Genomic DNA, 24520 nt, shown 5'->3' with positions numbered 1-24520 from the left:
GTTGAATACCGGATTCACAACGACCAGTTATGTGCCTAAAAATTATTAAATATTATCTCCAACTATTGGGGTTCACTTCAATTTGGAATAATTGGTTCTTTTCGTTAAATGGCAGGGATCAGCCGTTTGGCGCAGCTTTTATCCGAGTAACTAGGGTGATCTAAGTGAATGATCATCGATTAAAATTAATAGATGTCCCGACGTTAAATCGCCTTTCGTCCCAATCTCAAGATCAGTTTTTTGATTCAGTTGTGTTCATTTCTCGGCGCAAGGCTTCAATCGGAATTTGTCCGGGGGCTGAGGCTTGGCCAACTGTGGCAAATGATAGGACCGAACCAGTTTGGCGGCCGGATATTCGGGTAATCTTGCCCAACTCACCCATTGACATGGTAATGATTGGGATCTTAAGGCGTTCTGAAGCCGTTCGGGTTGCTTTTAATAACGTTGTAACATCTTCAGGCTTTTGCGGCATCACAGCAATTTTACCGATATCTGCGTGCTGGTCCTGCATTTGCGTGAGTCGGTCAACCAGTTCTGCTTCCGTGGGAGTGGCGGTAAAATCATGATTGCTTAAAATCACCGCGATATGGTGGTCGTGGGCGGACTGAATGAGGGCAGCCACGCGATTGGAATCGCGATTCAATTCAATATCCAACATGTCGGTCAACTGATTTTGAATCAGCCAATCATATAATTGAAAGTAGGCCTCATCACTAATAGGCTGGTTGCCGCCTTCATGAGTTGTCCGAAAAGTTGTCAGTAAGAGGATTTTTCCTAATAGCTTTCTGAGTTTAAGGGCAGTTGTTTTAGTGAGAGAATGATCAATCAGTGCCGGCTTAAAAAAGTCGAGCCGCCATTCAACGACATCGGGCTTAGCAGTCTTAATAGTTTGGGCTGCGGTTAATACCGCTTGGGCCGTGGTTGCTGTAATTGGAACGGCCAATTTAGTTGTCCCGGTTTGAAAAATTGTTTGTTTAACGGTTACTTTTCCGCTCATGATCTCCGTGTTCCTTCCGTGACAAATAATTGCGTTTATTTTACCAATTAGTCGGGTGTCGTTCAATGGGCCTGACAAAATTTAGCAAGTTTGCCTTTTAATCAAACACCACGGTAATCTCCTCGACCAAAGTATTGAAGTCCAGAGAGAAGTGGTCGTTGAATCAAGTTTGGCAAAAGAACAAATGTGTATCCCCGCTTTTTAAGGGTTTTAATGATTTGGGGAACGGCTGCAACCGAAGTTGGGTGAATATCGTGCATTAAGATGATCGAACCGTTGTGGGTGGTCGCCAGAACGTGGCTGACGGTCTTCGGGGTATTCAGGTAAGCCCAGTCCCGTGAGTCGACGGACCACTGAATAATTGGCCGGTCAAATAAATTGCCGACTCGGGAGTTGATTGCCCCATATGGCGGGCGAACGTATTGGGGTAGCGTACCAGTTGCTTTATAAATTGCTGCATCGGTTAAGGCAATCTGATGGAGAGCACTGGTACTACTCAGATTAGTCAATTGGGGATGATTCCAAGAGTGGTTGCCAAGTTGGTCACCATATTTGAGAACCAGCCGACTGGTGCTGGGGTACTTCATCACACTACTCCCGACTTCAAAGAAGGTTGCATGAACGTTATAGTGCTTCAAAATCTTCAGCAGTTTTGGCGTCAATGTTGGATCCGGGCCGTCATCAAAGGTCAATGAAACGACCTTTTTAGGGGTTTTAGGCTTCACATAATCATATTGTTTAGGCATGTAACGGTTCAAAATAATCCCAGTAAGCTTATTCAACGGGATGACCACGCGGCTGACGTTGTAGGCATTTTTGACCAAATGAATGGTTAAATGTGTCTGGCTTAACGTAAAGTTGTGAGCGGTGAGTCGCTTAGGCAATGGGAGATAAACCAATTGTTGAACCTGTTTGCCCGTCAATTTGTGATCTTCCGCTAGCTGAGAACGCGTGAGCTGACGAATTGTGCCCATTCGATGAAGATTATTGTTGGTGATATCACCAAAAGTTAATGGTTTGCTGGATGCTGCAGAAACGGATTGAACTGATTGTGAATTAAATGCAAATACTGAAGCTGCGGCAATTCCAAGCGTGATGAGTAACTGTTTTTTAAACAAAGTGATCACTCCCTCAAGTGTGTCGATAATGTATCAATCCCTTACAAAACCATTCTGGCATTGACGGAAATGTAAGTCAATTAAACAATTAATTAAAATGAGAAAACAATTAGGGTTGACGAATAATTTCTAATATGTTTTAATGACTATAACTTAAAAGAGAGAGGAATTAATGTGATGACAAAGCTAACTCAGACTGTAAATGCCTATTATTTTGACTATGCCTACTTTAGATAGCGTCCGCTTAGATGCGGACGCAGCATGCGCGTTCGCGTCAAGTGGTGCAAAGTCAAAAGCTTTGTTGTGGCCCGCTAGACGCATCAGTCTAGCTGGGTAAGTTACCATTCTTCTACGAGTTTAGTAAACCAGCTGGATAATTATCTAGCTGGTTTTTCTTTTTCTCAAGAAAATATGAGGTGAGCATATGGAAAATCGTGTGAATGGATCAACAATAGATGCACCTAAAGAAATTAAATGTGCCAGAGAACAAATCAATCAGTTGGATGATTCGATTGTGAGGTTATTGACTCAACGGTTTCAGACGGCTGCATTAATTGGTCAAATTAAGAAACAAGATGACCTCCAAGTTTTGGATCGCAATCGGGAAACTGAAGTTCTTAACCGAGTGAAAACTGTTAGTCCGGATTCCCAAACCACCGACTATGTTGCGGCTGTTTACGAAGCGATTTTAAAAAATTCCAGAGATTACCAGCATCGCTTGATTGAAGGCAACTAAACTGAAAATATAAAGGAGCACAATTTATGAACTATTTAACTGCAGGAGAATCTCACGGGCCGCAATTAACTGGAATTCTTGAAGGCATTCCAGCTGGGCTCCAGCTTAATATTGACGAAATTAATGCCCAACTCAAAAAGCGCCAGGGTGGTTATGGCCGGGGTAACCGCCAGCAAATCGAACACGATCAGGTAACGGTGGTTGGCGGTGTTCGCCATGGCATCACACTGGGATCCCCCATCGCGCTGGTTGTGAACAATCGCGACCATGCACATTGGAATGAAATTATGGACCCAGTGAGCCCTGAAACTGCTGAAAACACTTTACGAAAAGTTGAACGCCCACGACCGGGACATGCAGATTTGGTGGGTGGGATGAAATATCGTCACCGTGACCTCAGAAATGTGCTGGAACGCTCATCGGCACGAGAGACGGCAATTCGAGTAGCGATCGGGGCCATTTGCAAGCAGCTTTTGGAGCAATTGGGGATTAAGATTGCCGGCTATGTCGAACAGATTGGACCAGTTGCGACGGATGACAACCCAGAACTCGATGTGGCCAAAATTGAAGCGGAGGTTGAGCAAAACGATCTGCGGATTATTGATCAATCAAAAGTGGATCAAATTCATGATCTGATTGACCAAACAAAAAAAGTCGGTGATACGCTTGGTGGTATCATCAGAGTAGTTGCCACCGATGTGCCAGCTGGCTTAGGCAGTTATGTAAGTTGGGATACCAAATTAGATGCCAAACTTGCCGCAGCTGTGATGGGCGTGAATGCCATGAAGGGTGTCGAAATCGGTGATGGTTTCAAGGCTGCCACTCATATGGGAAGCCAAGTTATGGATGAAATTGACTGGGATAAGCAGGATGGCTTTTTCCGGAATTCCGATCACCTCGGTGGCTTTGAAGGCGGGATGACTAATGGGATGCCAATTATTGTTAAGGCCGCAATGAAGCCAATTCCAACGCTATATAAGCCCCTTCAAAGTGTTGACGTTGAAACCAAGGAAGTTAAGAAGGCCAGCGTTGAACGTTCTGACACGACGGCCATTGTGCCGGCATCAATTGTCATTGAAAGTGTCGTGGCAATTGAACTGGCCAAAGCAATTACCGATAAATTTGATGGTGACAATCTTCAACGGCTGCAGGAGCAATTAGCCACATACAAAGCAGAAATAGAAAACTTCTAGGAGGGCGACGATGAAACAACTACAAGCAAAACCAAGCAACGGCCTTCGAGGAGAGTTGACGGTTCCCGGGGACAAAAGTATTTCTCATCGGGGGATCATGTTCGGTGCTATCAGTGAAGGGCAAACAACTTTGCACCATTTCTTAACCGCGCAGGATTGCTTGTCGACCCTGAAAGCATTTCAACAACTTGGGGTGCCGATTAAGCGGGATGGCCAAACGGTTGTGATCGATGGGGTCGGCCTGCATGGCTTAAAACAACCCAGCCACCCGCTTGATATGGGGAATTCTGGGACAACCACCCGACTAATCATGGGCTTGTTGGCTGGTCAAAAATTCGATACCACCTTAGTTGGGGATGCATCGCTCTCTAAACGGCCGATGAAGCGGGTAAGTGAACCCCTAGCAGAAATGGGTGCGGTGATTGAAACAACCGACGGCCATTTACCGGTCATGATCCATGGTGAACAACTCCATGCGGGCGATTATCACTTGAAAGTTGCCAGCGCTCAAGTAAAGAGTGCACTGATCCTGGCTGCGCTTCAAGCCGATAAAACATCTATCTTTGTTGAGAAGCAGCCAACCAGAAATCACACTGAGATGATGCTTAAAGCATTTGGCGCCAAAATTGATTGTGAGCCGGACAACGTTACGTTAACCGTTCACCCAGAACCCAAGCTGACCGGAATTACCCTGAATGTTCCCGGAGATATGTCTTCAGCCGCATTTTTCGTGGCGGCAGGGAGCTTGGTTCCCAATTCTGAAATCAAACTATTGAACGTGGGGACAAACGAAACGCGAACCGGGTTGATCTCAATTTTGAAGCAGATGGGTGGCAAAATCCATTTCTCAAACGAACAATCTCAAGGTGAATCGACTGCGGACATTACTGTCAATAGTGCCAACTTGACGCCAATTGAAATTGGCGCCAAAGACATTCCTGCCGTTATCGATGAACTACCGTTAGTAGCCTTGCTGGCAGCTAAGGCTGATGGGATCAGTAAAATTACCGGGGCGGGTGAACTTCGGGTAAAAGAAACTGACCGAATTGCCGTCATTGTTGAGGAATTTCAGAAACTTGGAATTGCGATTCAAGAGTTGCCGGATGGCTTTATCATTGATGGCACCAAACCTTGGCATGTCAATAATCCCCACCTAAGCAGCCATGGTGACCATCGAATTGGTATGGTCATGGCGATTGCGGCCCTGTTGGTTGATGAGCCACTCACTTTGGATGGTGCTGATAGTATCAATATTTCCTATCCAGAATTTTTTGATGACTTAGCAACGCTACTTTGATTTGAGAGGTGAGTCCAGATGAAAACGATTGTTGTGAGTGGCTTGGGCCTAATCGGCAGTTCGATTGCCAGAATCATGCGACAAGCCGATCAAACCGTTGAAATTATTGGTTGTGACCCGGATGACGGGACAAGCCAGTTTTTGTTAGCCAAACACATCATTGACCGCCGGTTGTCATTTTCTCAAGCGGCGCCACTGGCAGACTTAATTGTATTAGCAGGGCCGGTTTCCGTTATTGTGAATCAAATTCGAGAGCTGTCGGCGATGTCGCTAAAAGATCACGTCTTAATTACAGATGTTGGTAGTTCAAAAGCTGATATTATGATAGCAGCCAAGCCATTAATCGCTAACCAGATTGCGTTTTTAGGTGGGCACCCAATGGCGGGCTCTCATCAGTCGGGTGGTCAGGCCGGCCGGACAGAGTTGTTTACAGGCGCCATTTACTTTTTGGTTTCCGGTTCGCAAACTAATGCTCAACTCAGCGAATTCAGACGATTGATGGCCCCTGCCAAGGTTCGCTGGCTGGAGATTGGCGCTTCCGAACATGACAAATTAGTCAGTGAAGTCAGCCACGTTCCCCATGTCGTGGCGACAACGCTGGTCAATACAATCGCTGAGAGTTTGGCAAGTCATCCAATTGGACTGGAAGCCGCTGCTGGCGGATTCAAAGATACTACCAGAATTGCGGCGTCCGATCCAACAATGTGGACGGCAATCATGTTGAGCAATCGGGATGCCATCACTGAAGAAATTGACGATTTTAAGGATCAGCTCGCCCAACTGCAAACCGCAATCAGAAACGGTGATGAGCAAACCATTTTTCAGACATTTACGAAGGCTAAGAAGATTAGGGAATCCCTCGATAACTAAGGAGAACGCTTATGAAAGCAATACTGGTAGGCTTTATGGGAAGTGGCAAAACGACCGTTGGCAATTTGCTCGCCAAAAAATTAAAAACACCCTATCATGATTTGGATGATGTGATCGTCGAGATGGCAGGGAAGTCCATTCAACAAATTTTCGAAGAAAGTGGCGAAATGGCATTCCGCCAGCTGGAACATGAAGCCCTCATTCAATCATTAGATCAAGAAGGAATTTTAGGGACAGGGGGTGGAACGCCCATTCAAGATATGAATTTTGAGTTGCTTCAAAACACCAAAGTACCGGTTATCCTGCTGGATGTGCTCCCTGAAACGATTATGGAACGATTGCGGGATGATACCGGTCGCCCTCTTGCTCAAGAACTTGGATTAACTGGTTTGGTCACCCTTAAAAGTGAACGGGATGAGCGTTATGAACAAGTGAGCGACTTTCGAATTGCCACTGATGGCCTGAAGCCAACTGAAGTGGTTGAAGCAATTAGTCGCAAATTATTTGTCAATCAATAAATGGAGGAATCTGCATGATTGATGGTTATACAAAATTATTTGGATTATTGGCTCACCCGGCCGCCCACAGTTTATCGCCGCTGATTCATAATACCAGCTTCAAAGCGACTGGCATTAATGGCGCTTATTTGGCATTTGACGTGACCGGTGAAGGCTTGAAGGCAAGCTTGGACGCAATGCGGGCAATGAAGATTGGTGGCTTTAATTTGTCGATGCCATTAAAAACGGATGTGATTCCACTACTTGATGAGATTACCCCGCGGGCTGAACGGCTTCAAGCGGTCAATACTGTCGTAAATCGGAGTGGAAAATTGATTGGGGATAGCACCGATGGCCAGGGCTTCGTTGATGCTTTAAAGCAACAGGAAATTAATCTCGACGGCAAAACGGTTACGATCTTTGGCGCTGGGGGTGCCGGCCGGGCAATTATCGCTGCCGTTATTGATGCCGGAGCAGCTAAGATTAATGTCTTTAAACGACGGAACGCCACCTTCATGAGCGTTAAGCAGCAATTAGAAAATTGGTCGGACGTCGTCGAAGTGATTGACTATGAAGACGAAACGGCAATGATCCAGGCCGTTGACGGTAGTCAGGTAATTGCCAATTCCACCAATGTTGGGATGGCCAAAGATGGTGAGCTGCCCGTCAGCCAATCAGTCATTGACCACTTTGGTCCGCACCATGTGGTAGTTGACGTGATTTATTTCCCATTAACGACACCGTTTGTGCAAGCTGCTAAAGAACAAGGCAGCCGTACATATAATGGGATCGGGATGTTGGTTCATCAAGCCGCTGGGTCTTTCTTGGAATGGACGGGGCAAAAAATGCCTGTTGATGCTGTCATTTCGGCGGTAAATCAAGAAATTGCTGCCCGCCAACGTCCTTGATCTCAATGAAATATTTTGATAATTAGTCTAATAGATTCAAATTGGCCCAATTGATTAATTTCAGGTCAAATCAGCCATTGTCCCAGTTTATGATTTTCTCACTCCCTCAAAAGTTGTAATATAGATAAGGTGAACTTAAAAGAGGGGGGAACGGCATTGTCAAAACGAGATATCATGATCGTTACCTGTGCATTATTGCTGTCAAACGCAATGGGTGGATTGGATAACACGATCATTAATACCGCATTACCAGCAATTATTTCCGACCTTCATGGAATTGAATTAATTGGTTGGATTGTGGCTGTTTTTCTGCTTGGAACAGCAGTAAGCACGCCACTTTGGAGTAAGTTAGGTGAGCACGTTGGTAACAAGCGGAGTTATCAATTAGCTGCTTCACTTTTTGTTTTGGGGTCCTTCTTACAGGGAATGTCGCCCAATATTATTTTCCTCATTGTTGCCCGGACCATTATGGGAATCGGAAACGGTGGGATGATTTCTCTGCCATATATTATTTATGCCCGGATGTATCAGAATCCTCGGAAACGGATGCAGGTACTGGGATTCGTTTCTGCCAGCTACAGCATGGCGACCATTATTGGCCCACTAGTCGGTGGTTACATTGTTGATACCTTTAGTTGGCATTGGGTCTTTTATTTAAACGTCCCAATTGGGCTCATTTCAATTGTGCTGGTTCAAGTTTATTATCGTTTGAGCAAATTACCCAAACCAAACGGCCGGGTGGACTATGTTGGGGCAACCCTCATGACCATCGGCTTGGTCGGTTTACTGGCCGGGATTGAAATGATTGGCGCGGCTGATGGGATGATTGTGTCAGCGATTATCTTGGTGTCATTTGTAATTCTTGGAGCCATGTTCCGAGTTGAATTGCGAGTAGAAGATCCAATTATTCCGAGTCGATTGTTCAAAAATTTACCATTGATGATTGATTTTGTTCTCTTTACGTTGATTTGGGGTGCCTTTATTGGATTCTTGATATATAGTCCAATGTGGGCCCAGGGATTGCTGGGAACTTCCGCCTTAATTGGTGGGGCTACCCAGATTCCAGGATCTGTAACGGATTTTCTGGGTTCTGGTTCCGTGGCCCCAATGAGAAGATATTTGTCTCCTCAAAAAGTGATCGCGGTTGGGATTATTATGTTGGTGATCACATTTGCAATGATGGTCTTTGCGGGGGTTAAGGCGCCATACTGGGTCTTATTAGTTGCGGGGACCTTCGAAGGATTTGGTAACGGTGCCTGCTTCAATGAATTGCAGATCAAAGTTCAGCAAGATGCTGATATGGTCGACGTGCCGATTGCGACTTCGTTTAGTTTCTTGATTCGGATGTTGGCGCAGGCTTTCATGGCTTCAATTTTTGGCCTGGTTCTTAATAATGCCCTGCGAGCCGGTGTTTTGCACTCTGGTGGCACAGTTACAATGAAAATGCTCAACGAGTTAAGCGATGCATCAAGTGTTGGCTCATTGCCTCACCATTTAATTCCCAAGATGCGGATAATCCTATACAATGGATTACATAACATCATGATCCTGTCATTAATTCTGATGCTGATTTCATGGGGGATTAGCATTTGGGCCCAGCGATTGGAAAAGCAGCGAATGCTCAGAACGGGAATGAGTCATTAGATGACACCAAACAAGTTTGAGTTACTCAGCTGATTATCAGCTCGATATTCAGAGTCCTCAAAGGGAGGCTGAGAGCCAGGAATTTATAAATGCAACTTGGCTCTCCATTCTTATATTGACGAAACTTGAGATAAACGGCTGATTTCCGCCATTTAAGCAAAAAAAGTAATGCATTCCAAATTTGGATGCATTACTTTTTTGACTTAAATTTTGGGATCAAATTGCCTTTCGTCCCAATCTATTTTTGAGTTAATGATTGATCCTTAAAAGTATCCAGTGAAACATTAGCCGTTGCCAACTCGTTCTTACTGTTGGTTGATTCGGCTTTGAAACTGACCTTATCGCCTTCAGAAATGAATTGGTAGATTGGCTTGAAGTTCTTAGCGGAGGTGTCCAACTTGTAAACTTGGTTGCTGTTCTTCATGATAAACAGCAAACTGTCGTCAGTATGGACGATTCGATTAATCGTTCCACTGATCGTCTTGCCAGTTGGTGCACTGACAGCCACACCTGTTTTAGCTTCAAGTCGCTGATTGAACAACGCCAGCGTACTTTGAGCATCATCACCAATTGCATAGGTGCCGCTCTGGTTATTACCGTCTGCGAGCAGATAAACAAATTTCATGAATGAGTTATTATCTCGGTCCAACATGGATACGACCCACGTAGGCTTGCCATTGATCCGATAAAGCAATGGCAAAGTCCCACGATAGTTCTGAGGATTAATATCTTGTTGCGCATAGGAAATGGCTCGCTCAGGCGTCATGACGTTTCCATGTTCTCGATAATAGTGAAGGGTGTTGGTACGCGCATCAACGAAAGTATAACCCAGAATTGAACTCTGGTGTTCATTGACACTGGTCATCCCAGTGAAGTAATAAACTCGGCCCTTATAGGCATAAGGTGTCAACTTGTCGCCGCCTTCAGTCCCAGCTTGAGTTGGCTTCATAACGCCACTATGACCACCAAAACTCGTTGCGTTCCAGAAACCGTGACGGTACTTACCAAATATTGAAACTTCGTGAGTCACAAATTCTGGAGCAACAGCGATATCAATAAACTTCGGCACTTTATTTGGCGAGTAAACGTTCACCTTACCGGTAATGGTGTTCAAAACCGCCACCTTGTAGTGTTTATAGTCGTAGTTTCGGTTAAGGTAGGAAAGTGGCTTGGCCAATGTTCGGACGTAATATGGCGTTCCATGGTTATCAATCTCCAACTGCGACGTTGATCCAACCATTGAGTAACCTAAACTGTGGGCGTTGATCCGCCGATCGGCATCTCGGTTAAAGTAGGCACTTGGGGTGTATCGCATTGGCTTGGCGACAAATTTCGGATCGGCGTTCTTATCTGTGGCGTCGGTTCTAAAGTAACCGGGAACTTTTAAATAGTGGATATAACGCCAGAAGCCACCTGAAAATTCAACTGGAGCAACATAAACCATTTTGCCACGGTACATTTGAACCCGCATGTGGTTCAGGTCATACACGTTAGAATTCTTGAAACTATTCAATGAGTTGTTCATATCAGTCGAAACGGTCTGGGGTGCATTCACGACCGGAGTTTCGCTGCTATTTTTAATCACCGGCATAGGAGCGCTCTTCGTGTCATCATTCATATCGACTTTGATGGAGTTAACAGCTGGCTGTGGATTCATTGTGGTTATTAATGAAGAAACACTGCCTAAAATGATGAAGACAATTACAGCCAAAATAACGGCCAGAGCGGCTTTACCAACCCAACCAAAAGCGCCGGTGAAACGCTGGATTAGTTGACCGATAAAACCATTGCCAGCTGCCTCGCTTCGTCTAGCAACTGCATCTGGTGAATAAACAAATCGTTTGAGGACAGCGACAACAATGAAGCCGCCAATGAGCCACATCAACCAATTATCGATCATTGCTGGATAAGCGAGATCCGGTAAGCTGAAGTAGGTGTTAATATAACTAACGATAAACAGGACAATCACGACTAAAATCCCGTAAAGTCGGCCCCGGCGATTCGCAATAACCAAGAACCAGATAAATGGCAATAATAAACCTGATAGCTTGACTAAAGTGATCAACGCAAAATAACTAAGCATTCAATCTTTCTCCTCTCAACATTTGACTTAATATGTTAAGCCTATTATACATGAGTCTAACTCCAATACCTAAACTATTACAAAATGGCATCAATTTGTCGGTATTGATTATATGACGAATGCATTTGACCCGAGACGGGTACCGACAACCGGGCCGTGTTTGCTCATAAAGTTGCTTTCAGTTCAACCTCCGATTTCAACTATAAATAACAGATGAATTATAACATATATTGCAGCAGGGCATTGATGCTATTCTCTAACCAACTAAACGGATAAAAATTGCGATTGTGTTAAAATTGCTTATTATATTAGAAAATTATTCATAATAGCTGTTGACATGGCACTGTTATGATGCTTTAATTAAAACAATTTCATTTTTATCATTATCTTATCATTATTTTATCATATTAGAAATCGAGGTTTTGCGTATGGAAGCATCAGCAGAGAAGCCAGCCGAAAAGTTGACCGTTAAAGATTATGTTTATTTGGTTTCAGCGGGCGTTTCAAACGCCGTTTTGGTTATGTTAGGGATTGGATTGTTAACCCAAACCATTGCCAACTTTGTTAATTGGCCACAATTACATCAAGTTGGTGCAATCGCACAGTGGTTGCTGGCTCCGGCATTTGGTGCAGCGGTCGCCTCACAGTTAAAGACAAATACTTTGGTATTATTTAGTTCAATGATTTCCGCAACTGTGGGTGCTAACGCTGTTTACTTCATTTCTTCGGGCGTTCACGCCGCTACGGCTACTGGTAATCAGATGGCGCAAGTTGCAGGCGCCGGGGTATTTACAACTGGTCAGCCAATTAGTGCTGTGGCAGCCGGATTAATCGCTGCCTTAGTTGGCAAATATTTAAGCGGAAAAACGCCACTTGATATGATGCTTGTTCCACTAAGCGCTACGCTGGTTGGTTCAATCGCCGGCCTTGGTTTGGCAAGTGTGACGACCCCTGCACTCAACTGGTTAAGTGCCTTCATTGCCCAGTCAATGGAAATCAATCCATTGGTTGGTTCGATGTGTGTTGCCTTGGCATGGTCAATCTTCTTGATGACACCAGCATCTTCGGCAGCCTTGGCCGTCGCAGTTATGCTTGATCCATTATCATCTGGGGCTGCCTTAATCGGGACGACTGCTCAGTTCGTTGGCTTTACCATCATTTCATGGCGCCAAAACAACTTGGGAGCTAACATTGCTCAAGGGGTTATCACTCCCAAGGTTCAGTTCCCTAATCTGTTGGCAAATCCGCGGTTGGCAATTCCATCTATGCTATCAGCCATCGTTGCCGCTCCAATTGCCACATTATTTTTTGGCTTTAAAGTACCATACACATTGGGTGGCTTAGGCCTTAATTCATTCATTGCACCACTTAATTTGGCATCAACCAGCATGAACATGTTTGTTGCTTACCTGATTATGGGAATTGTTGTTCCAGCAGCTATCTCAGTTGTTTCATATCGCTTGCTGCTCGGCCTTCACTGGGTCAAGGACCAACAACTTCATCTTGAAATTGTTTAATGACTGATTGAATCTATTTGAAAGAGTGGGATCAAAGGCGATTTGATCGCAGAATTTAAGTGAAAAAAGGAATGCATTCTGAATTTTGGAATGCATTCCTTTTTTGGCTTAAATGGCAGAGATCAGCCGTTTGTCACAAATTTTATCATTATAAGATTGGGAAAGCAAAGTTGCATTTATAAACACTTTGCCGACTAATGTCCCGGCTTTTTGTCATTATGTTGATCTTCAATAATGGAGAATTAATCTTTGCCGTTGAGCTCTCTGACTTGGTCAATTAATTTGAGGAAATCATTGGCTGCTGCCCGATAATCTTCGATCTTATCGCCGTATTTCTCATTAAAGCCTTCAAGCCCCCAGCTACGAAGGCATATTCGTAATCGTAAACTTTTTCATAGGCTGCTGCGAATGCAGCCAACAAGTCGTGATGGTTGCCATCCAATTGGAGTGCCATCTCAACCACCCGAAAATCGGTGTATGCCAACTCAAATTGAATTGCCCAAGCCCGCATAAAATCGTGTTGGGCCTCAATGTGGGCAAAGTGGTGCTGCGTATTCCAAGTAAGCCGATCCAATGATTTCTTAACATCTAACATGTAAATTCCTCCCCTTAACAATGCACTCATTTGATTATTATTCAGATGAGTTGCTTAAGACATCAATCAAAACAAAATAAATAATTCTCAAAACTCATTTATATTCAACAGCTTTTGAGAATAAAGCGCAAATAAAACGACTTTATTTTCATTCGGAATAAGTATAAAGTCATGATTTTCCTGGTTAATGACTCATATTTATTATAGTGACTGCATTTGTAGCCAAATCAACTAGTATATTAGAGCAGGAAAATGAAAATTATTGCCAAAAATCATTGTATTGCGTTTCACAAACAATGAGCTTATAATTCACGCATAAGTTGTAATTCAGTTCACAAGATGACATGGAGGTTATTTAGAGTGAGTAAAAAAGTTGCGTTGATTACTGGTGCTGGTCAAGGAATTGGTGAGGCGATTGCCCACCGTTTATCCGATGATGGCTTCGCGGTTGCCCTTGCTGGCCGCCATTTAGACAAGGTTCAAAAGGTTACTGACGACATCAACAATAATGGTGGTGAAGCTTTAGCAATTAAAGCTGATGTATCAGATCGGGATCAAGTTTTTGCGGCTGTTGAAGAAGCCAGTAACAAATTTGGTGACTTTAACGTGATCGTCAATAACGCTGGTCTTGGCCCAACAACGCCAATTGATACCATTACACCAGATGATTTTGAATGGGTCTACAAAGTTAATGTTGGTGGCGTCCTCTGGGGAACTCAGGCTGCTCATCAGGCATTCAAGAAATTCGGCCATGGCGGCAAAATCATCAACGCCACTTCACAAGCCGGCGTTGTTGGCAATCCTAACCTAGCTTTATACGTTGGGACTAAGTTTGCGATTCGTGGCATTACGCAGACGACGGCCCGCGACTTGGCTGAAGAAGGAATTACGGCTAACGCTTTTGCACCTGGAATTGTTAAGACACCCATGATGTTTGATATTGCCCACGAGGTTGGTCAAAATGCTGGTAAGAGCGATGAATGGGGCATGCAAACCTTCGCCAAGGACATCGCGATGAAACGCTTGTCAGAACCATCAGACGTTGCCGCAGCAGTCTCATTCTTAGCGGGAAAAGATTCAAATTACGTCACTGGCCAAACGTTAATTGTAGATGGCGGGATGCAATTTCAGTAGAAAAGAGTGCGAAACCAAGCGAATAGTAATCGGAGCACATTTCGGCAATATAACAGAAAAAATTTCTAAATTTCCAATGACACCATCTCAGAATAAATCGATTCAACTAACAACAACCAAAAATGGAGGATACACACATGACTAACAAAGTTGCTTTAATTACAGGTGCCGGTCAAGGAATCGGTGAAGGAATTGCGCGTCAGCTAGCCAAAGATGGCTTTGATGTTGCTTTATCCGGCCGTCATTTGGATAAGGTTCAACGTGTAGCAGACGACATCAATCAAGATGGTGGCAATGCCATCGCGATTCAATCAGATGTTCAATATAAGGATCAAGTTTTTGACTCAGTAAAGCAAACGGTTGCCAAGTTTGGCCAAATGGATGTATTCGTGAACAATGCTGGAATTGCCCACGTTGCTCAAATCTGCAATACCACTGAAGAAGATTTAGACAAATTGCTTGATATCAATGTTAAGGGAACTTTCTTCGGAATCCAAGCTGCCGCAGCTCAATTCAAGAAGCAAGGCACTCCAGGTAAGATTATCAATGCTTCATCAATCGCTGGTCATGAAGGCTTCGAATTACTTGGTGGCTACTCAGCAACCAAGTTTGCCATCCGTGGTTTAACCCAAGCCGCAGCTAAGGAGTTGGCCCGCGACCAAATCACAGTTAACGCTTACTGCCCAGGAATTGTTTTGACACCAATGTGGGATCAAATCGACGAAGAAATGGGTCAAGTAAACCACGTTGCCAAGGGCGAATCACTCAAGGAATATCTTAAGGGAATCGCATTAGGCCGTGGTGAGGAACCACAAGATGTGGCCAACTTAGTATCATTCTTGGCAAGCGAAAAGGCCAATTATATTACGGGTCAAGCTATCATGGTTGATGGCGGAATTAAGTACGTATAAAGAAGTGAGCGGATCCAGGCGGTTAGCAACCGGAGCGTAAGTCTCCTTTGGCAGAAATCCCTGGTTCTGGGATTTTTGCCAAAGGTGCTTACATGTAGATCTCTGCTTTGAGGAGCTGTCCTGCGCAATATTAACGAAAATGTCAGCTCATTCAAATTGTTTAAATCAAAGCCAAAAAGCTTTCCAAACACAGACGAAATGTCTGGTTGGGAAGCTTTTTGTGGCTCTAGGCTAAAGCCTGTTTTGAATTGTGTTGATTACTTTATGAGTTGTGGCTGAAAGATTCCTAAAACCGTATCCTGAGCTGTAAAGACAGGTACTTGATGACTCAGTGCTTTTGCAACCAACTGTTTTTCATTGGCCGTTTCATCCTCTGATGATAGGACAAAAGCAATATCTTCCGGCCAATTCATGTGTTGCTTGTAAGCTTGAACTTCAAAACCGGCACTCTTTAACTTGCTGGCGACATGGTCGTCGTTAGCATCAAATTCGGAAATTAAGACAATTCCGTGAAGGTCATTGGTATTAATGTGATAGCTATCAAATAAGGCATTGTGCATGGCAGCTTGAAGCGTGTCGCCACTGCCGATATCTTCACCGGTTGATTTCATTTCTGGACTCAATGCGGTTGGCGCACCAGGTAATTTAGCAAATGAGAACACTGGCGCTTTAACGTAGACTTTCGTTGGTTCTGGGTAAAGGCCTGGGGTTAAGCCAAGGTCAGTGAGCGACTTGCCAAGAATCAATTGGGTTGCTAATTGAGCCAAGTGCATCTTGGTGATCTTGCTCATGAATGGAACAGTTCGAGATGCCCGTGGGTTTACTTCGATGACATAAACTGTGTCATTGGCAGCGATAAATTGAATGTTCATCATGCCGACTGCGTGAACCTGCTTACCAATCTTAGTGGCAATTGAGACAATTTTATCTTTGGTTTCGTCAGATAAATGCTGCGGTGGGTACATGGCAATTGAATCCCCTGAGTGAATGCCGGAACCTTCCAAGTGTTCCATGATTCCAGGGACAAAGACATCCTGACCATCACTCAAAATATCAACTTCACATTCAGTTCCGTGAATGTATTGATCAATTAGAAGTGGTTCACCATGGCTGGCCTTTAAGGCAGGAGTGAGATATTCGTTTAGCTCATCTTCATCATGAACGACTGCCATGCCTTTACCACCCAAAACGAAACTTGGACGGACAAGTACTGGGAAACCGAGGTTATTGGCAATCTCTTGCGCCTCTGGAGCAGTGGTGGCTGTATTACCCTTGGGATGTTCAATGTTTTGGTTGATCAGAAGATCTTCAAATTCATGACGGTCTTCAGTCTGTTCGATACCATGAAGTGAGGTTCCTAAGATTGAAACGCCGTGCTGAGTGAGGGCTTCAGTCAAGTTAATGGCAGTTTGACCACCAAATTCAACGATGACGCCGATTGGATTCTCCAAGTTGATCACGTTCATGACACTGTCGATATCCAATGGTTCAAAGTAGAGTTTGTCGGAAATGGAGAAATCAGTTGAAACAGTTTCTGGATTGTTATTGATAATAATCGCATTGTAGCCAGCTGCTTGAATTGCCTTCACACAGTGAACAGTTGCATAATCGAACTCAACGCCTTGACCAATTCGGATGGGGCCGGCACCGATCACAACGATGCTGTTGCCGAGAGCTTTGCTTTCATTCTCGTTACCAACTGTACTGTAGTAGTAAGGAGTTGTACTCTCGAACTCGGCGGCACAAGTATCAACCATTTTGTAAACCAAGTGTTGATCTTCCATTTTATCAAGCTTCGTTAATTCTTGATCCGTCACTGGCCGAACCGCGTTGATCATGGTGTTATTGAAACCAAGCTTGCGAGCATCAAGAACTAAGTCGGCACTGAGCAGGCCGTCAGATAGCTTTTGTTGCATTTTGATGATGTTTTCTAGTTTGGATAGGAAGTACATATCGATCTGAGTTGAACGGTTGATTTGCTGGATCGTCGCACCCTTACCAATTGCTGCAAATAGTTCAAACAATCGGTAATCAGTGGGTGTCTTAATCTTTTCAAGCAAGTCACCCATTGATAATTTTTTGGTGTAATCAGGAATCAAATCAACCTGAGCCTGTTTATCTAATTCAAGGGATTGGACAGCTTTAAGGAGTGACTCTTCAATGTTGCTACCGATTGCCATGACCTCACCGGTTGCTTTCATTTGGGTCCTTAGTTTGCGATCTGCGTTTGTAAATTTATCAAAGGCAAAGCGGGGGATCTTAGCAACCACATAGTCTAAAGCAGGTTCAAACATTGCAAATGTGGTTTGCGTTATTGGGTTCACGATTTCATCCAAATTGAGGCCAACCGCAATCTTAGCTGCAATCTTGGCGATTGGGTAACCGGTTGCCTTGGAGGCCAAAGCTGATGAACGACTTACTCGAGGGTTAACTTCAATGACGTCGTAATTCTCACTGTAAGGATCTTGGGCAAGCTGAACGTTACAGCCCCCTTCAATCTTTAAGGCGTTAACAATTGTCAGGGAAGCATCCCGTAATCGTTGATATTCTTTATCGGATAAAGTTTGCGTTGGGGCAAACACAATTGAATCGCCGGTGTGCACACCAACTGGATCGAAGTTTTCCATTCCAGTGACAATAATTGAGCTGCCATGATGATCGCGCATGACTTCGAATTCAATTTCTTTATAACCGGCAATACTCTTTTCTACCAGGCACTCTGTCGATGGTGACATGGTCAAACCACGATTTAAAATAGTGGTCATTTCATCGTCATTATGCGCAATTCCGCCACCAGTTCCGCCCAAAGTATACGCAGGTCGAATGATAACCGGGTATTCGATTTGGTGTGCGAACTTGATTCCGGTTTCCAAATCGTAAACTGTTTTTGATGCGGGAATTGGTTGGTGAAGTTCTTCCATAAGATCTTTGAATTGTTCTCGATCCTCAGCTTGGTTAATGGTCTTCAAGCTTGTTCCCAACAATTCAATGTTGAGCTTATCCAAGATACCGTCTTTGCTCAATTCAACGGCTAAATTTAATCCGGTTTGACCACCTAGGGTTGGGAGGATGGCATCGGGATGCTCTTTGTTGAGAATTTTCTTTAAGCTTGGAACGGTCAGCGGTTCCAAGTATACTTTGTCGGCAATTTCATCATCGGTCATGATTGTGGCGGGGTTGGAGTTCACTAAAATGACTTCGTAGCCTTCTTCACGTAAGCTTAAGCAAGCTTGACTGCCGGCATAGTCGAATTCTGCGGCTTGTCCAATTACAATTGGACCCGAGCCGATGATGACAATTTTGTTGATATCTGTTCGTTTTGGCATTAGTGAACCTCCTCGTGAGCATGCATTAATTCAATAAAGTGATCGAAAAGCTTAGTGGCATCGTGTGGTCCAGGAGCTGCTTCTGGATGGTACTGAACTGAGAAGATTGGTCGGCCGGGATAACGCAAGCCTTCAACTGTTTTATCGTTAACTTCCAAGGCAGTCACTTTAAGCGGTGTTGATTTGACTGAGTCAGCATCAACTGCATAACCATGATTTTGGGAGGTAATGAAGATGTCGCCGGTTTCCAGATTTTTGACTGGATGATTAATGCCGCGATGGCCAAACGTCATTTTGTAAGTTTTGGCGCCGTTAGCTAAGGCTAAGAGTTGATGACCCAGACAAATGCCGAAGATTGGGAAATTAGCTTGGAGTTTTTCAATTACTGGCAGAAAGTTCGAATAATCTTGTGGATCGCCAGGACCATTTGATAAGAGGATGCCAGTTGGGTGAAGTTCTGAAATATCCTCATAGGTGGAGTCTGGTGTCACAACTGTCACATCAATTCCTGGACGTTGCATTGACCTGACGATGTTATCTTTAACACCGAAGTCAACAACGACAACGTGATCGTTTTCTTTGTCGCCTGAAGCGGATAAGGAAGCCATTTTGATGATTGATGCCTGATGATCATTTGCGGTCTTTTGAGTGTCAATTGGGAAATTCGTTAAGCTGGCTTTCATTGTTCCATATTGGCGAATGATTTTTGTTAGCTGCCGTGTATCAATACCGCTGATTGCGGGGATCTTTGATTGTTTCAAGTAGGCGTCCAGTGAAATGACGCTTTGGTAGTGGAATACCTGGTCGGTCATCTCTTTCATGACAACCGCTGCGGCCTCAACTTTGTCCGATTGATTGGTTCCCAGTGAAATACCATAATTACCGATCAACGGGTAAGTGAACGTGATAATTTGATTTTTGTACGATGGGTCGGTTAATGTTTCTTGATAGCCGGTCATGCTGGTGGTAAAGACCAGTTCGCCGTCAATCTCACCTGCTAAATCGCCACAGGCCGTTCCGACAAAGACATCCCCATTTTCAAGTGTTAAATATTTTTTCATGTCCGAACCTCCTCAATTCTGCTAACATCTATGTGATACAAGCGGCTAACGCTTTTGATGTATAAAGATAGGAGCTTTTTGAGTAAATGTCAAGTCCGTTTATGCATTATTTGCCGATATTTGGATTTTTATGTACATTTTAAAAACGATATGTATATTTATTACTAATTGAAAAATTCCCTCAAACGAAGCCAGTATAGATAAGATGAACGTCATTATTTGAATCTTGTTTCATTTTGGATAAATAATCATTTTCAAAAATATTTTTTCAAAATGCCTTGTTTTTTTTCTGAAAATAGCATATGATTCAGATAACAAAAAAAGAACCTTTAATTTTAACCCCGTGAGGTTAATAAGGAATCGGTGAACCTGAGACTATCTTGGGACTTGCTCAACCTCTTTACCCTGCGGTGGTAGAGGGGATTTTTTTATGCAGATAATATGATGACGATTTAATTGTTCCCGTGAGAGCAAAACGTCCTAAAAATGTGATTCCACTACACAAAAAGGAGCGCTTTGCGAACATGGCAAGGCGCTTTTATTTGTTTTAGGACAGCTCCTCCAAGCAGTGACCTGCATATAAGCACCTTGAAGAAAAATTCCAAAATCAGGAATTTTCCTTCAAGGAGACTTACACTCCGATCCCTAACCGCTTGGATCCGCTCACTTATTTTTAGGAGGAAACCAATGATGATGCAAATTACGAAGCCAGTTAGTTTTGAGAACGTTGTAAGTATGGAAGATCTTTCAACCCAAGATGTTTTATCATTTATCCACGAAGCCTCAGATTTTAAGGCAGGTAAGCAAATTGAATTAAAGCGACCAACCTATGCCGCAAACCTGTTTTTTGAAAGCAGCACCAGAACTCATACCAGCTTTGAAATGGCTGAACGCAAATTAGGATTGCAAGTGGTTAACTTCGACCCCTCAAACAGTTCACTTAACAAAGGTGAATCAATGGGTGATACGATCAAGACATTCCAAGCAATTGGCGTTGACGTGATGGCCATTCGGGATCGTAAGAACGAATACTACAAGGATTTGATTGCAGATCCTAATATCCACGTTGGAATTGCCAATGGCGGTGACGGTTCTGGTCAACATCCTTCACAATCCTTACTTGATATGATGACCATTTATGAAGAGTTTGGTCACTTTGAAGGCTTAAAAGTTGCCATCGTTGGTGATTTGATCCACTCACGAGTTGCCCGTTCCAACATGGAAGTTTTGACAATGCTGGGTGCTCACGTCTACTTTGGCGGACCAAAGAAATGGTACACCGAAGAATTTGCTAAATATGGTGACTGGATGCCAATCGATGACCTGGTTTCTCAGATGGACGTTATGATGTTTCTACGGGTTCAACACGAGCGGATCACTGACGATGAAAATGGCACCTTCTCTGCAGAAAAGTATCACGCAATGTATGGTTTGACGGAAGAACGTGAACAGATGATGCCAGAACATTCAATTATCATGCACCCAGCTCCAGTTAACCGCGGCGTAGAAATTGCCGATTCATTGGTTGAATGTGACAAATCCCGAATCTTCCCTCAAATGGCTAACGGTGTTTTTGTCCGGATGGCGATCATGACCAGTATGCTTCGTTACCGAGGACTTGTAAAAGAAGAATATTAATTTCAGCGAGGAGAATTCAAACTGATGAAACGTGTGATTGCCAATGGTCGGATTTTAGAAAATGGTCAACTGATTAGTCGAGATCTTTTGATTGAGGATGGAGTTGTTAAAAAAATCGCCCCTACAATAGGAAGCGATGGTATCGATGATGTTATTGATGCCCAGAATAACTTTGTTAGTCCAGGCTTAGTCGATGTTCATGTCCATTATCGTCAGCCGGGCCAGGAACAAAAAGAAACGATTAAAACCGGTAGCATGGCCGCTGCTCATGGTGGCTTTACAACTGTTGGCGCAATGCCAAACTTAACCCCAGCCCCTGACAGTCCTGAGAATCTCAACAATGTGATCAAATTGAATCAAAAAGACGGCGTGGTTCACATCAAACAATATGCAACGATTACTACCAATCGGGGCGGTGATGAATTAGTTGATTTTCCTGCTTTGAAAAAAACCGGTGCCTTTGCCTTTAGTAACGATGGCAACGGCATTCAAAAAAGCAGTACGATGTACGAGGCTATGCAACAGGCAGCTAAATTGGACATGGCGATTGTTGAACATGTTCAAGATGATGCCCTTACATATGGCGGTGTCTTAAACGGTGGGGCTGCCAAACGGCTTGGCTTAAAGGAAATGCCCTGGGTGAGTGAAACGGCTCAAGCAGCGCGAGATATTATTTTAGCCGAAGCAACTGGCGTTCATTACCACATCTGCCACGCTTCTTCAAAGCACACGGTTAATATCATTCGGGCTGCCAAGAAAGCTGGTATTCATGTAACGACTGAGGTAACGCCGCATCATTTATTGTTATCTGATGAAGATATTAAGACGGATGATCCTTATTACAAAATGAATCCGCCATTGCGTGGTGAAGGTGATCGGCAGGCTTTGATTCAAGGCTTGCTAGATGGCACCATTGATATGATTGCCACCGATCATGCGCCTCACACAAAGGAAGATAAAGCTGGCTCAATTGCCACTGCTTCCTTCGGGATTACTGGTAGTGAAACTGCCTTTAACATGTTGTATACGAAATTTGTTAAGACGGGGATCTTTACCCTGGCTCAACTCATTAATTGGATGGCAGAAAAGCCTGCCTCAGTCTTTAAGATGGCTGATGCCGGGAGGCTGGAAGTCGGTCAACCAGCTGATATTGCAATCTTTGACTTGGATGATCCTCACAAGCTTGAAGAAAGCGACTATCTTTCAAAGGGAACGAATACCCCATTTACTGGCGAAACCGTTTATGGCCAGACAGTGATGACCTTGGTTGATGGCAAGGTTGTTTATAAGAAGTAAGATTAATCCTAAGCGATTAGGATGAAGGGTAATTTGATCTCAGAATTTAAGTGAAAACGGCAGTGCATTTTGAATCTTGAAATGCATTGCCTTTTTTATGTGGCGGGAATCTGCCGCTTGCTGTAGGTTTTATCAATGTATGAAGGGAAAGCCAGTTACATTTATAAACAATTTACCGACTAATCCTAGATGGTTTGTAGTTAACGGTGACCACCTAGCTATTGAGCTGTTGCTGAATTATAATGCTAACTATGGAGGTAACTAATGGCAACTAATCTTATTCGTTGTTCATGGGCTAATACTGACAACCAGTTAATGCAGCAATATCACGACCAAGAGTGGGGCCGGCCTAGCCACTATAGCCGGCATTTATTTGAATTATTATCCTTGGAGATCATGCAGGCTGGACTAAGCTGGCAGACGGTTTTAAAAAAGCGGTCGGCGTTTAAGCAAGCCTTCCATGACTTTGACTATCGTCAGGTTCAAGGGATGGAAAATGACCTGCCAAGCTTAATGAAAAATGCCGATATCATTCGCAACCAGCGCAAATTGATCGCAATTATTAATAATGCCAAAGTCATTAATAAGCTAGCTGGTTCAGGTACCACCTTTGATCGCTACATGTGGCAGTTTGTTACTGGTAAGCCAATTCAGCATCATTATCGATCGCATGAACAAGTTCCGGCAACGACTGATTTAGCCAAGCAAATCAGTAAGCAAATGAAGAAAGCCGGCTTTTCGTTTACTGGTCCGGTCATTATCTATTCATTTATGCAAGCAGTTGGGATGGTCAATGATCATGAAGTTGACTGTTTTGTCTACAGAGAAATTGCTGGAGATTAATCAGACGAAAACAGCGCCATTAGCCAAAGTTGAAAGGGCTAAAGACGCTGTTTTCGTTTCTAAACAATAAAAATTGATTGCTTGAGAAGTATTCAAAACAAGGATTTAGTTAAGAAACATTGTATAGTACCCAACCGCCGATACCGCCTGGGCCGTATTCACTTTACCATTCTTGATCCACTCCACGACTTGAGTTAAAGGGACTAGTTCGCTATTAACAAATTCGTCTTTGTCGAAATGCTTTTGAACCTGATCAGCCGGATCAAAACCAATGAGCATGAGGTCGGCGAATTGATCCATGAAGCCTTCTGATGAGGTGATCCGGGTCATCTTTGTAACGGATTGAGCTACGTACCCAGTCTCCTCACGCAATTCCCGCTTGGCAGCCTGCTCAGCGGTTTCACCAGGATTGACGATCCCAGCCGGTAAGGAAACGGAATCACTATTGACGCCAGCCCGGTATTCGCTGGTCATGACAACTTCTTGATTGGCGGTCATTGCTAAAATTGTAATTGTCGGGGATGTTTTAATGAGATCTCGTTCCACCTTCAAGCCGTCTGGGGTTTGAATATGGAGTTGATCAACGGCAAAAACACGACCAGAATAGACATTCTTGCGGTCCAGAATTTTTCCGGGCTGATGCCAAGTTTTAAACATGGATGAACCTCCTATGAAAAAGTGAGCGGATCAAAGCGGTTAGAAACTGGATCCTAAGTCTTCTGCTACAGAAATCCCGGGTTTGGGGATTTTTGTAGCAGGTGCTTAGGTGGAAGTTTCTGCTTTGAGTAGCTGTCCTAAAAATATGCTGAAAGTAATGGCAATTTTGCTTGTGTTATTAAGGAACAGAATTCAATAC

19 protein-coding genes and 1 pseudogene are annotated in these 24520 nt (G+C 43.8%); 13 read left to right on the top strand and 7 right to left on the bottom strand.

Features of this window, described 5'->3' with window-relative positions:
- Positions 1–232 precede the first annotated feature (232 nt).
- Both aroD and KTE19_RS00715 read right to left on the bottom strand, forming a co-directional pair.
- Complete coding sequence (gene aroD / locus KTE19_RS00720) at positions 233–997, bottom strand: type I 3-dehydroquinate dehydratase (protein WP_217164657.1); 765 nt, start codon at positions 995–997, stop codon at positions 233–235.
- Between the two features lie 101 nt (positions 998–1098).
- Entirely contained in the window at positions 1099–2124 is a 1026-nt protein-coding gene (locus KTE19_RS00715; protein ID WP_430681864.1) for a polysaccharide deacetylase family protein, read from the bottom strand.
- 415 nt (positions 2125–2539) lie between these two features.
- On the opposite strand from KTE19_RS00715, the gene KTE19_RS00710 reads away from it, so the two are divergent.
- The 7 genes from KTE19_RS00710 to KTE19_RS00680 all read left to right on the top strand — a co-directional run bounded on the left by KTE19_RS00710 (position 2540) and on the right by KTE19_RS00680 (position 9260).
- Positions 2540–2851, top strand: coding sequence for a chorismate mutase (locus tag KTE19_RS00710; RefSeq protein ID WP_217164661.1), 312 nt, complete (start codon positions 2540–2542; stop codon positions 2849–2851).
- Between the two features lie 26 nt (positions 2852–2877).
- Positions 2878–4044 (top strand): chorismate synthase, encoded by a 1167-nt coding sequence (gene aroC, locus KTE19_RS00705; RefSeq protein ID WP_217164663.1) that lies wholly within the window; start codon positions 2878–2880, stop codon positions 4042–4044.
- A 10-nt stretch (positions 4045–4054) separates the two neighbouring features.
- Entirely contained in the window at positions 4055–5341 is a 1287-nt protein-coding gene (gene aroA / locus KTE19_RS00700; RefSeq protein ID WP_217164666.1) for a 3-phosphoshikimate 1-carboxyvinyltransferase, read from the top strand.
- 18 nt (positions 5342–5359) lie between these two features.
- Complete coding sequence (locus KTE19_RS00695; protein WP_217164667.1) at positions 5360–6211, top strand: prephenate dehydrogenase; 852 nt, start codon at positions 5360–5362, stop codon at positions 6209–6211.
- Between the two features lie 11 nt (positions 6212–6222).
- Entirely contained in the window at positions 6223–6729 is a 507-nt protein-coding gene (locus tag KTE19_RS00690) for a shikimate kinase (RefSeq protein ID WP_217164669.1), read from the top strand.
- A 14-nt stretch (positions 6730–6743) separates the two neighbouring features.
- The gene (gene aroE / locus KTE19_RS00685; protein ID WP_217164672.1) at positions 6744–7616 is read left to right on the top strand and encodes a shikimate dehydrogenase; all 873 of its coding nucleotides are present in this window, start codon (positions 6744–6746) and stop codon (positions 7614–7616) included.
- A 156-nt stretch (positions 7617–7772) separates the two neighbouring features.
- On the top strand, positions 7773–9260 hold the full coding sequence (locus KTE19_RS00680) for an MFS transporter (protein WP_249778488.1): 1488 nt from the start codon (positions 7773–7775) through the stop codon (positions 9258–9260).
- Between the two features lie 238 nt (positions 9261–9498).
- Here the strand turns inward: KTE19_RS00680 and KTE19_RS00675 are convergent, their stop codons facing one another.
- Positions 9499–11343, bottom strand: a complete 1845-nt coding sequence (locus KTE19_RS00675) for a hypothetical protein (protein ID WP_217165068.1) — start codon at positions 11341–11343, stop codon at positions 9499–9501.
- A 428-nt stretch (positions 11344–11771) separates the two neighbouring features.
- Between KTE19_RS00675 and KTE19_RS00670 the strand changes: the two genes are divergently transcribed.
- Positions 11772–12860, top strand: a complete 1089-nt coding sequence (locus tag KTE19_RS00670) for a PTS sugar transporter subunit IIC (RefSeq protein WP_217165069.1) — start codon at positions 11772–11774, stop codon at positions 12858–12860.
- 242 nt (positions 12861–13102) lie between these two features.
- Here KTE19_RS00670 and KTE19_RS00665 read toward each other — a convergent pair.
- A pseudogene (locus KTE19_RS00665) lies at positions 13103–13455 on the bottom strand (hypothetical protein).
- A 360-nt stretch (positions 13456–13815) separates the two neighbouring features.
- Here KTE19_RS00665 and KTE19_RS00660 point away from each other — a divergent pair.
- Complete coding sequence (locus KTE19_RS00660; protein WP_217165071.1) at positions 13816–14589, top strand: (S)-acetoin forming diacetyl reductase; 774 nt, start codon at positions 13816–13818, stop codon at positions 14587–14589.
- A 137-nt stretch (positions 14590–14726) separates the two neighbouring features.
- Positions 14727–15500: an acetoin reductase gene (locus tag KTE19_RS00655; RefSeq protein ID WP_217165073.1), complete on the top strand. Its 774-nt coding sequence runs from the start codon at positions 14727–14729 to the stop codon at positions 15498–15500.
- A 257-nt stretch (positions 15501–15757) separates the two neighbouring features.
- On the opposite strand, the gene carB is transcribed toward KTE19_RS00655, so the two are convergent.
- Both carB and KTE19_RS00645 read right to left on the bottom strand, forming a co-directional pair.
- A complete protein-coding gene (carB, locus tag KTE19_RS00650) occupies positions 15758–18826 on the bottom strand; it encodes a carbamoyl-phosphate synthase large subunit (protein WP_217341384.1) in 3069 nt (1022 codons plus the stop codon).
- Entirely contained in the window at positions 18826–19887 is a 1062-nt protein-coding gene (locus tag KTE19_RS00645) for a carbamoyl phosphate synthase small subunit (protein ID WP_217341383.1), read from the bottom strand. The genes carB and KTE19_RS00645 overlap by 1 nt, the downstream gene beginning before the upstream one ends.
- Positions 19888–20577: 690 nt before the next feature.
- Between KTE19_RS00645 and KTE19_RS00640 the strand changes: the two genes are divergently transcribed.
- From KTE19_RS00640 to KTE19_RS00630, 3 genes are all read left to right on the top strand, one after another.
- A complete protein-coding gene (locus KTE19_RS00640) occupies positions 20578–21525 on the top strand; it encodes an aspartate carbamoyltransferase catalytic subunit (protein ID WP_217341389.1) in 948 nt (315 codons plus the stop codon).
- Positions 21526–21549: 24 nt separating this feature from the next.
- Entirely contained in the window at positions 21550–22821 is a 1272-nt protein-coding gene (gene pyrC, locus KTE19_RS00635) for a dihydroorotase (RefSeq protein WP_217341382.1), read from the top strand.
- 264 nt (positions 22822–23085) lie between these two features.
- The gene (locus KTE19_RS00630) at positions 23086–23664 is read left to right on the top strand and encodes a DNA-3-methyladenine glycosylase I (protein ID WP_217161955.1); all 579 of its coding nucleotides are present in this window, start codon (positions 23086–23088) and stop codon (positions 23662–23664) included.
- 105 nt (positions 23665–23769) lie between these two features.
- On the opposite strand, the gene KTE19_RS00625 is transcribed toward KTE19_RS00630, so the two are convergent.
- On the bottom strand, positions 23770–24321 hold the full coding sequence (locus KTE19_RS00625; protein WP_217161957.1) for an NUDIX hydrolase: 552 nt from the start codon (positions 24319–24321) through the stop codon (positions 23770–23772).
- Positions 24322–24520 lie beyond the last annotated feature (199 nt).

The organism is Lentilactobacillus dabitei (assembly GCF_019061365.1).
Taxonomy (GTDB): Bacteria; Bacillota; Bacilli; order Lactobacillales; family Lactobacillaceae; genus Lentilactobacillus; species Lentilactobacillus dabitei.
The sequence above is the reverse complement of the archived record's forward strand: the minus strand, read 5'-3'. Positions and strand labels throughout refer to the sequence as shown.

Coding starts and splice junctions, on each gene's coding strand:
- aroD (WP_217164657.1), bottom strand. CDS start 997: ATGAGCGGAAAAGTAACCGTTAAACAAACAATTTTTCAAACCGGGACA.
- KTE19_RS00710 (WP_217164661.1), top strand. CDS start 2,540: ATGGAAAATCGTGTGAATGGATCAACAATAGATGCACCTAAAGAAATT.
- aroC (WP_217164663.1), top strand. CDS start 2,878: ATGAACTATTTAACTGCAGGAGAATCTCACGGGCCGCAATTAACTGGA.
- aroA (WP_217164666.1), top strand. CDS start 4,055: ATGAAACAACTACAAGCAAAACCAAGCAACGGCCTTCGAGGAGAGTTG.
- KTE19_RS00695 (WP_217164667.1), top strand. CDS start 5,360: ATGAAAACGATTGTTGTGAGTGGCTTGGGCCTAATCGGCAGTTCGATT.
- KTE19_RS00690 (WP_217164669.1), top strand. CDS start 6,223: ATGAAAGCAATACTGGTAGGCTTTATGGGAAGTGGCAAAACGACCGTT.
- aroE (WP_217164672.1), top strand. CDS start 6,744: ATGATTGATGGTTATACAAAATTATTTGGATTATTGGCTCACCCGGCC.
- KTE19_RS00675 (WP_217165068.1), bottom strand. CDS start 11,343: ATGCTTAGTTATTTTGCGTTGATCACTTTAGTCAAGCTATCAGGTTTA.
- KTE19_RS00670 (WP_217165069.1), top strand. CDS start 11,772: ATGGAAGCATCAGCAGAGAAGCCAGCCGAAAAGTTGACCGTTAAAGAT.
- KTE19_RS00655 (WP_217165073.1), top strand. CDS start 14,727: ATGACTAACAAAGTTGCTTTAATTACAGGTGCCGGTCAAGGAATCGGT.
- carB (WP_217341384.1), bottom strand. CDS start 18,826: ATGCCAAAACGAACAGATATCAACAAAATTGTCATCATCGGCTCGGGT.
- KTE19_RS00645 (WP_217341383.1), bottom strand. CDS start 19,887: ATGAAAAAATATTTAACACTTGAAAATGGGGATGTCTTTGTCGGAACG.
- KTE19_RS00640 (WP_217341389.1), top strand. CDS start 20,578: ATGATGCAAATTACGAAGCCAGTTAGTTTTGAGAACGTTGTAAGTATG.
- pyrC (WP_217341382.1), top strand. CDS start 21,550: ATGAAACGTGTGATTGCCAATGGTCGGATTTTAGAAAATGGTCAACTG.
- KTE19_RS00630 (WP_217161955.1), top strand. CDS start 23,086: ATGGCAACTAATCTTATTCGTTGTTCATGGGCTAATACTGACAACCAG.
- KTE19_RS00625 (WP_217161957.1), bottom strand. CDS start 24,321: ATGTTTAAAACTTGGCATCAGCCCGGAAAAATTCTGGACCGCAAGAAT.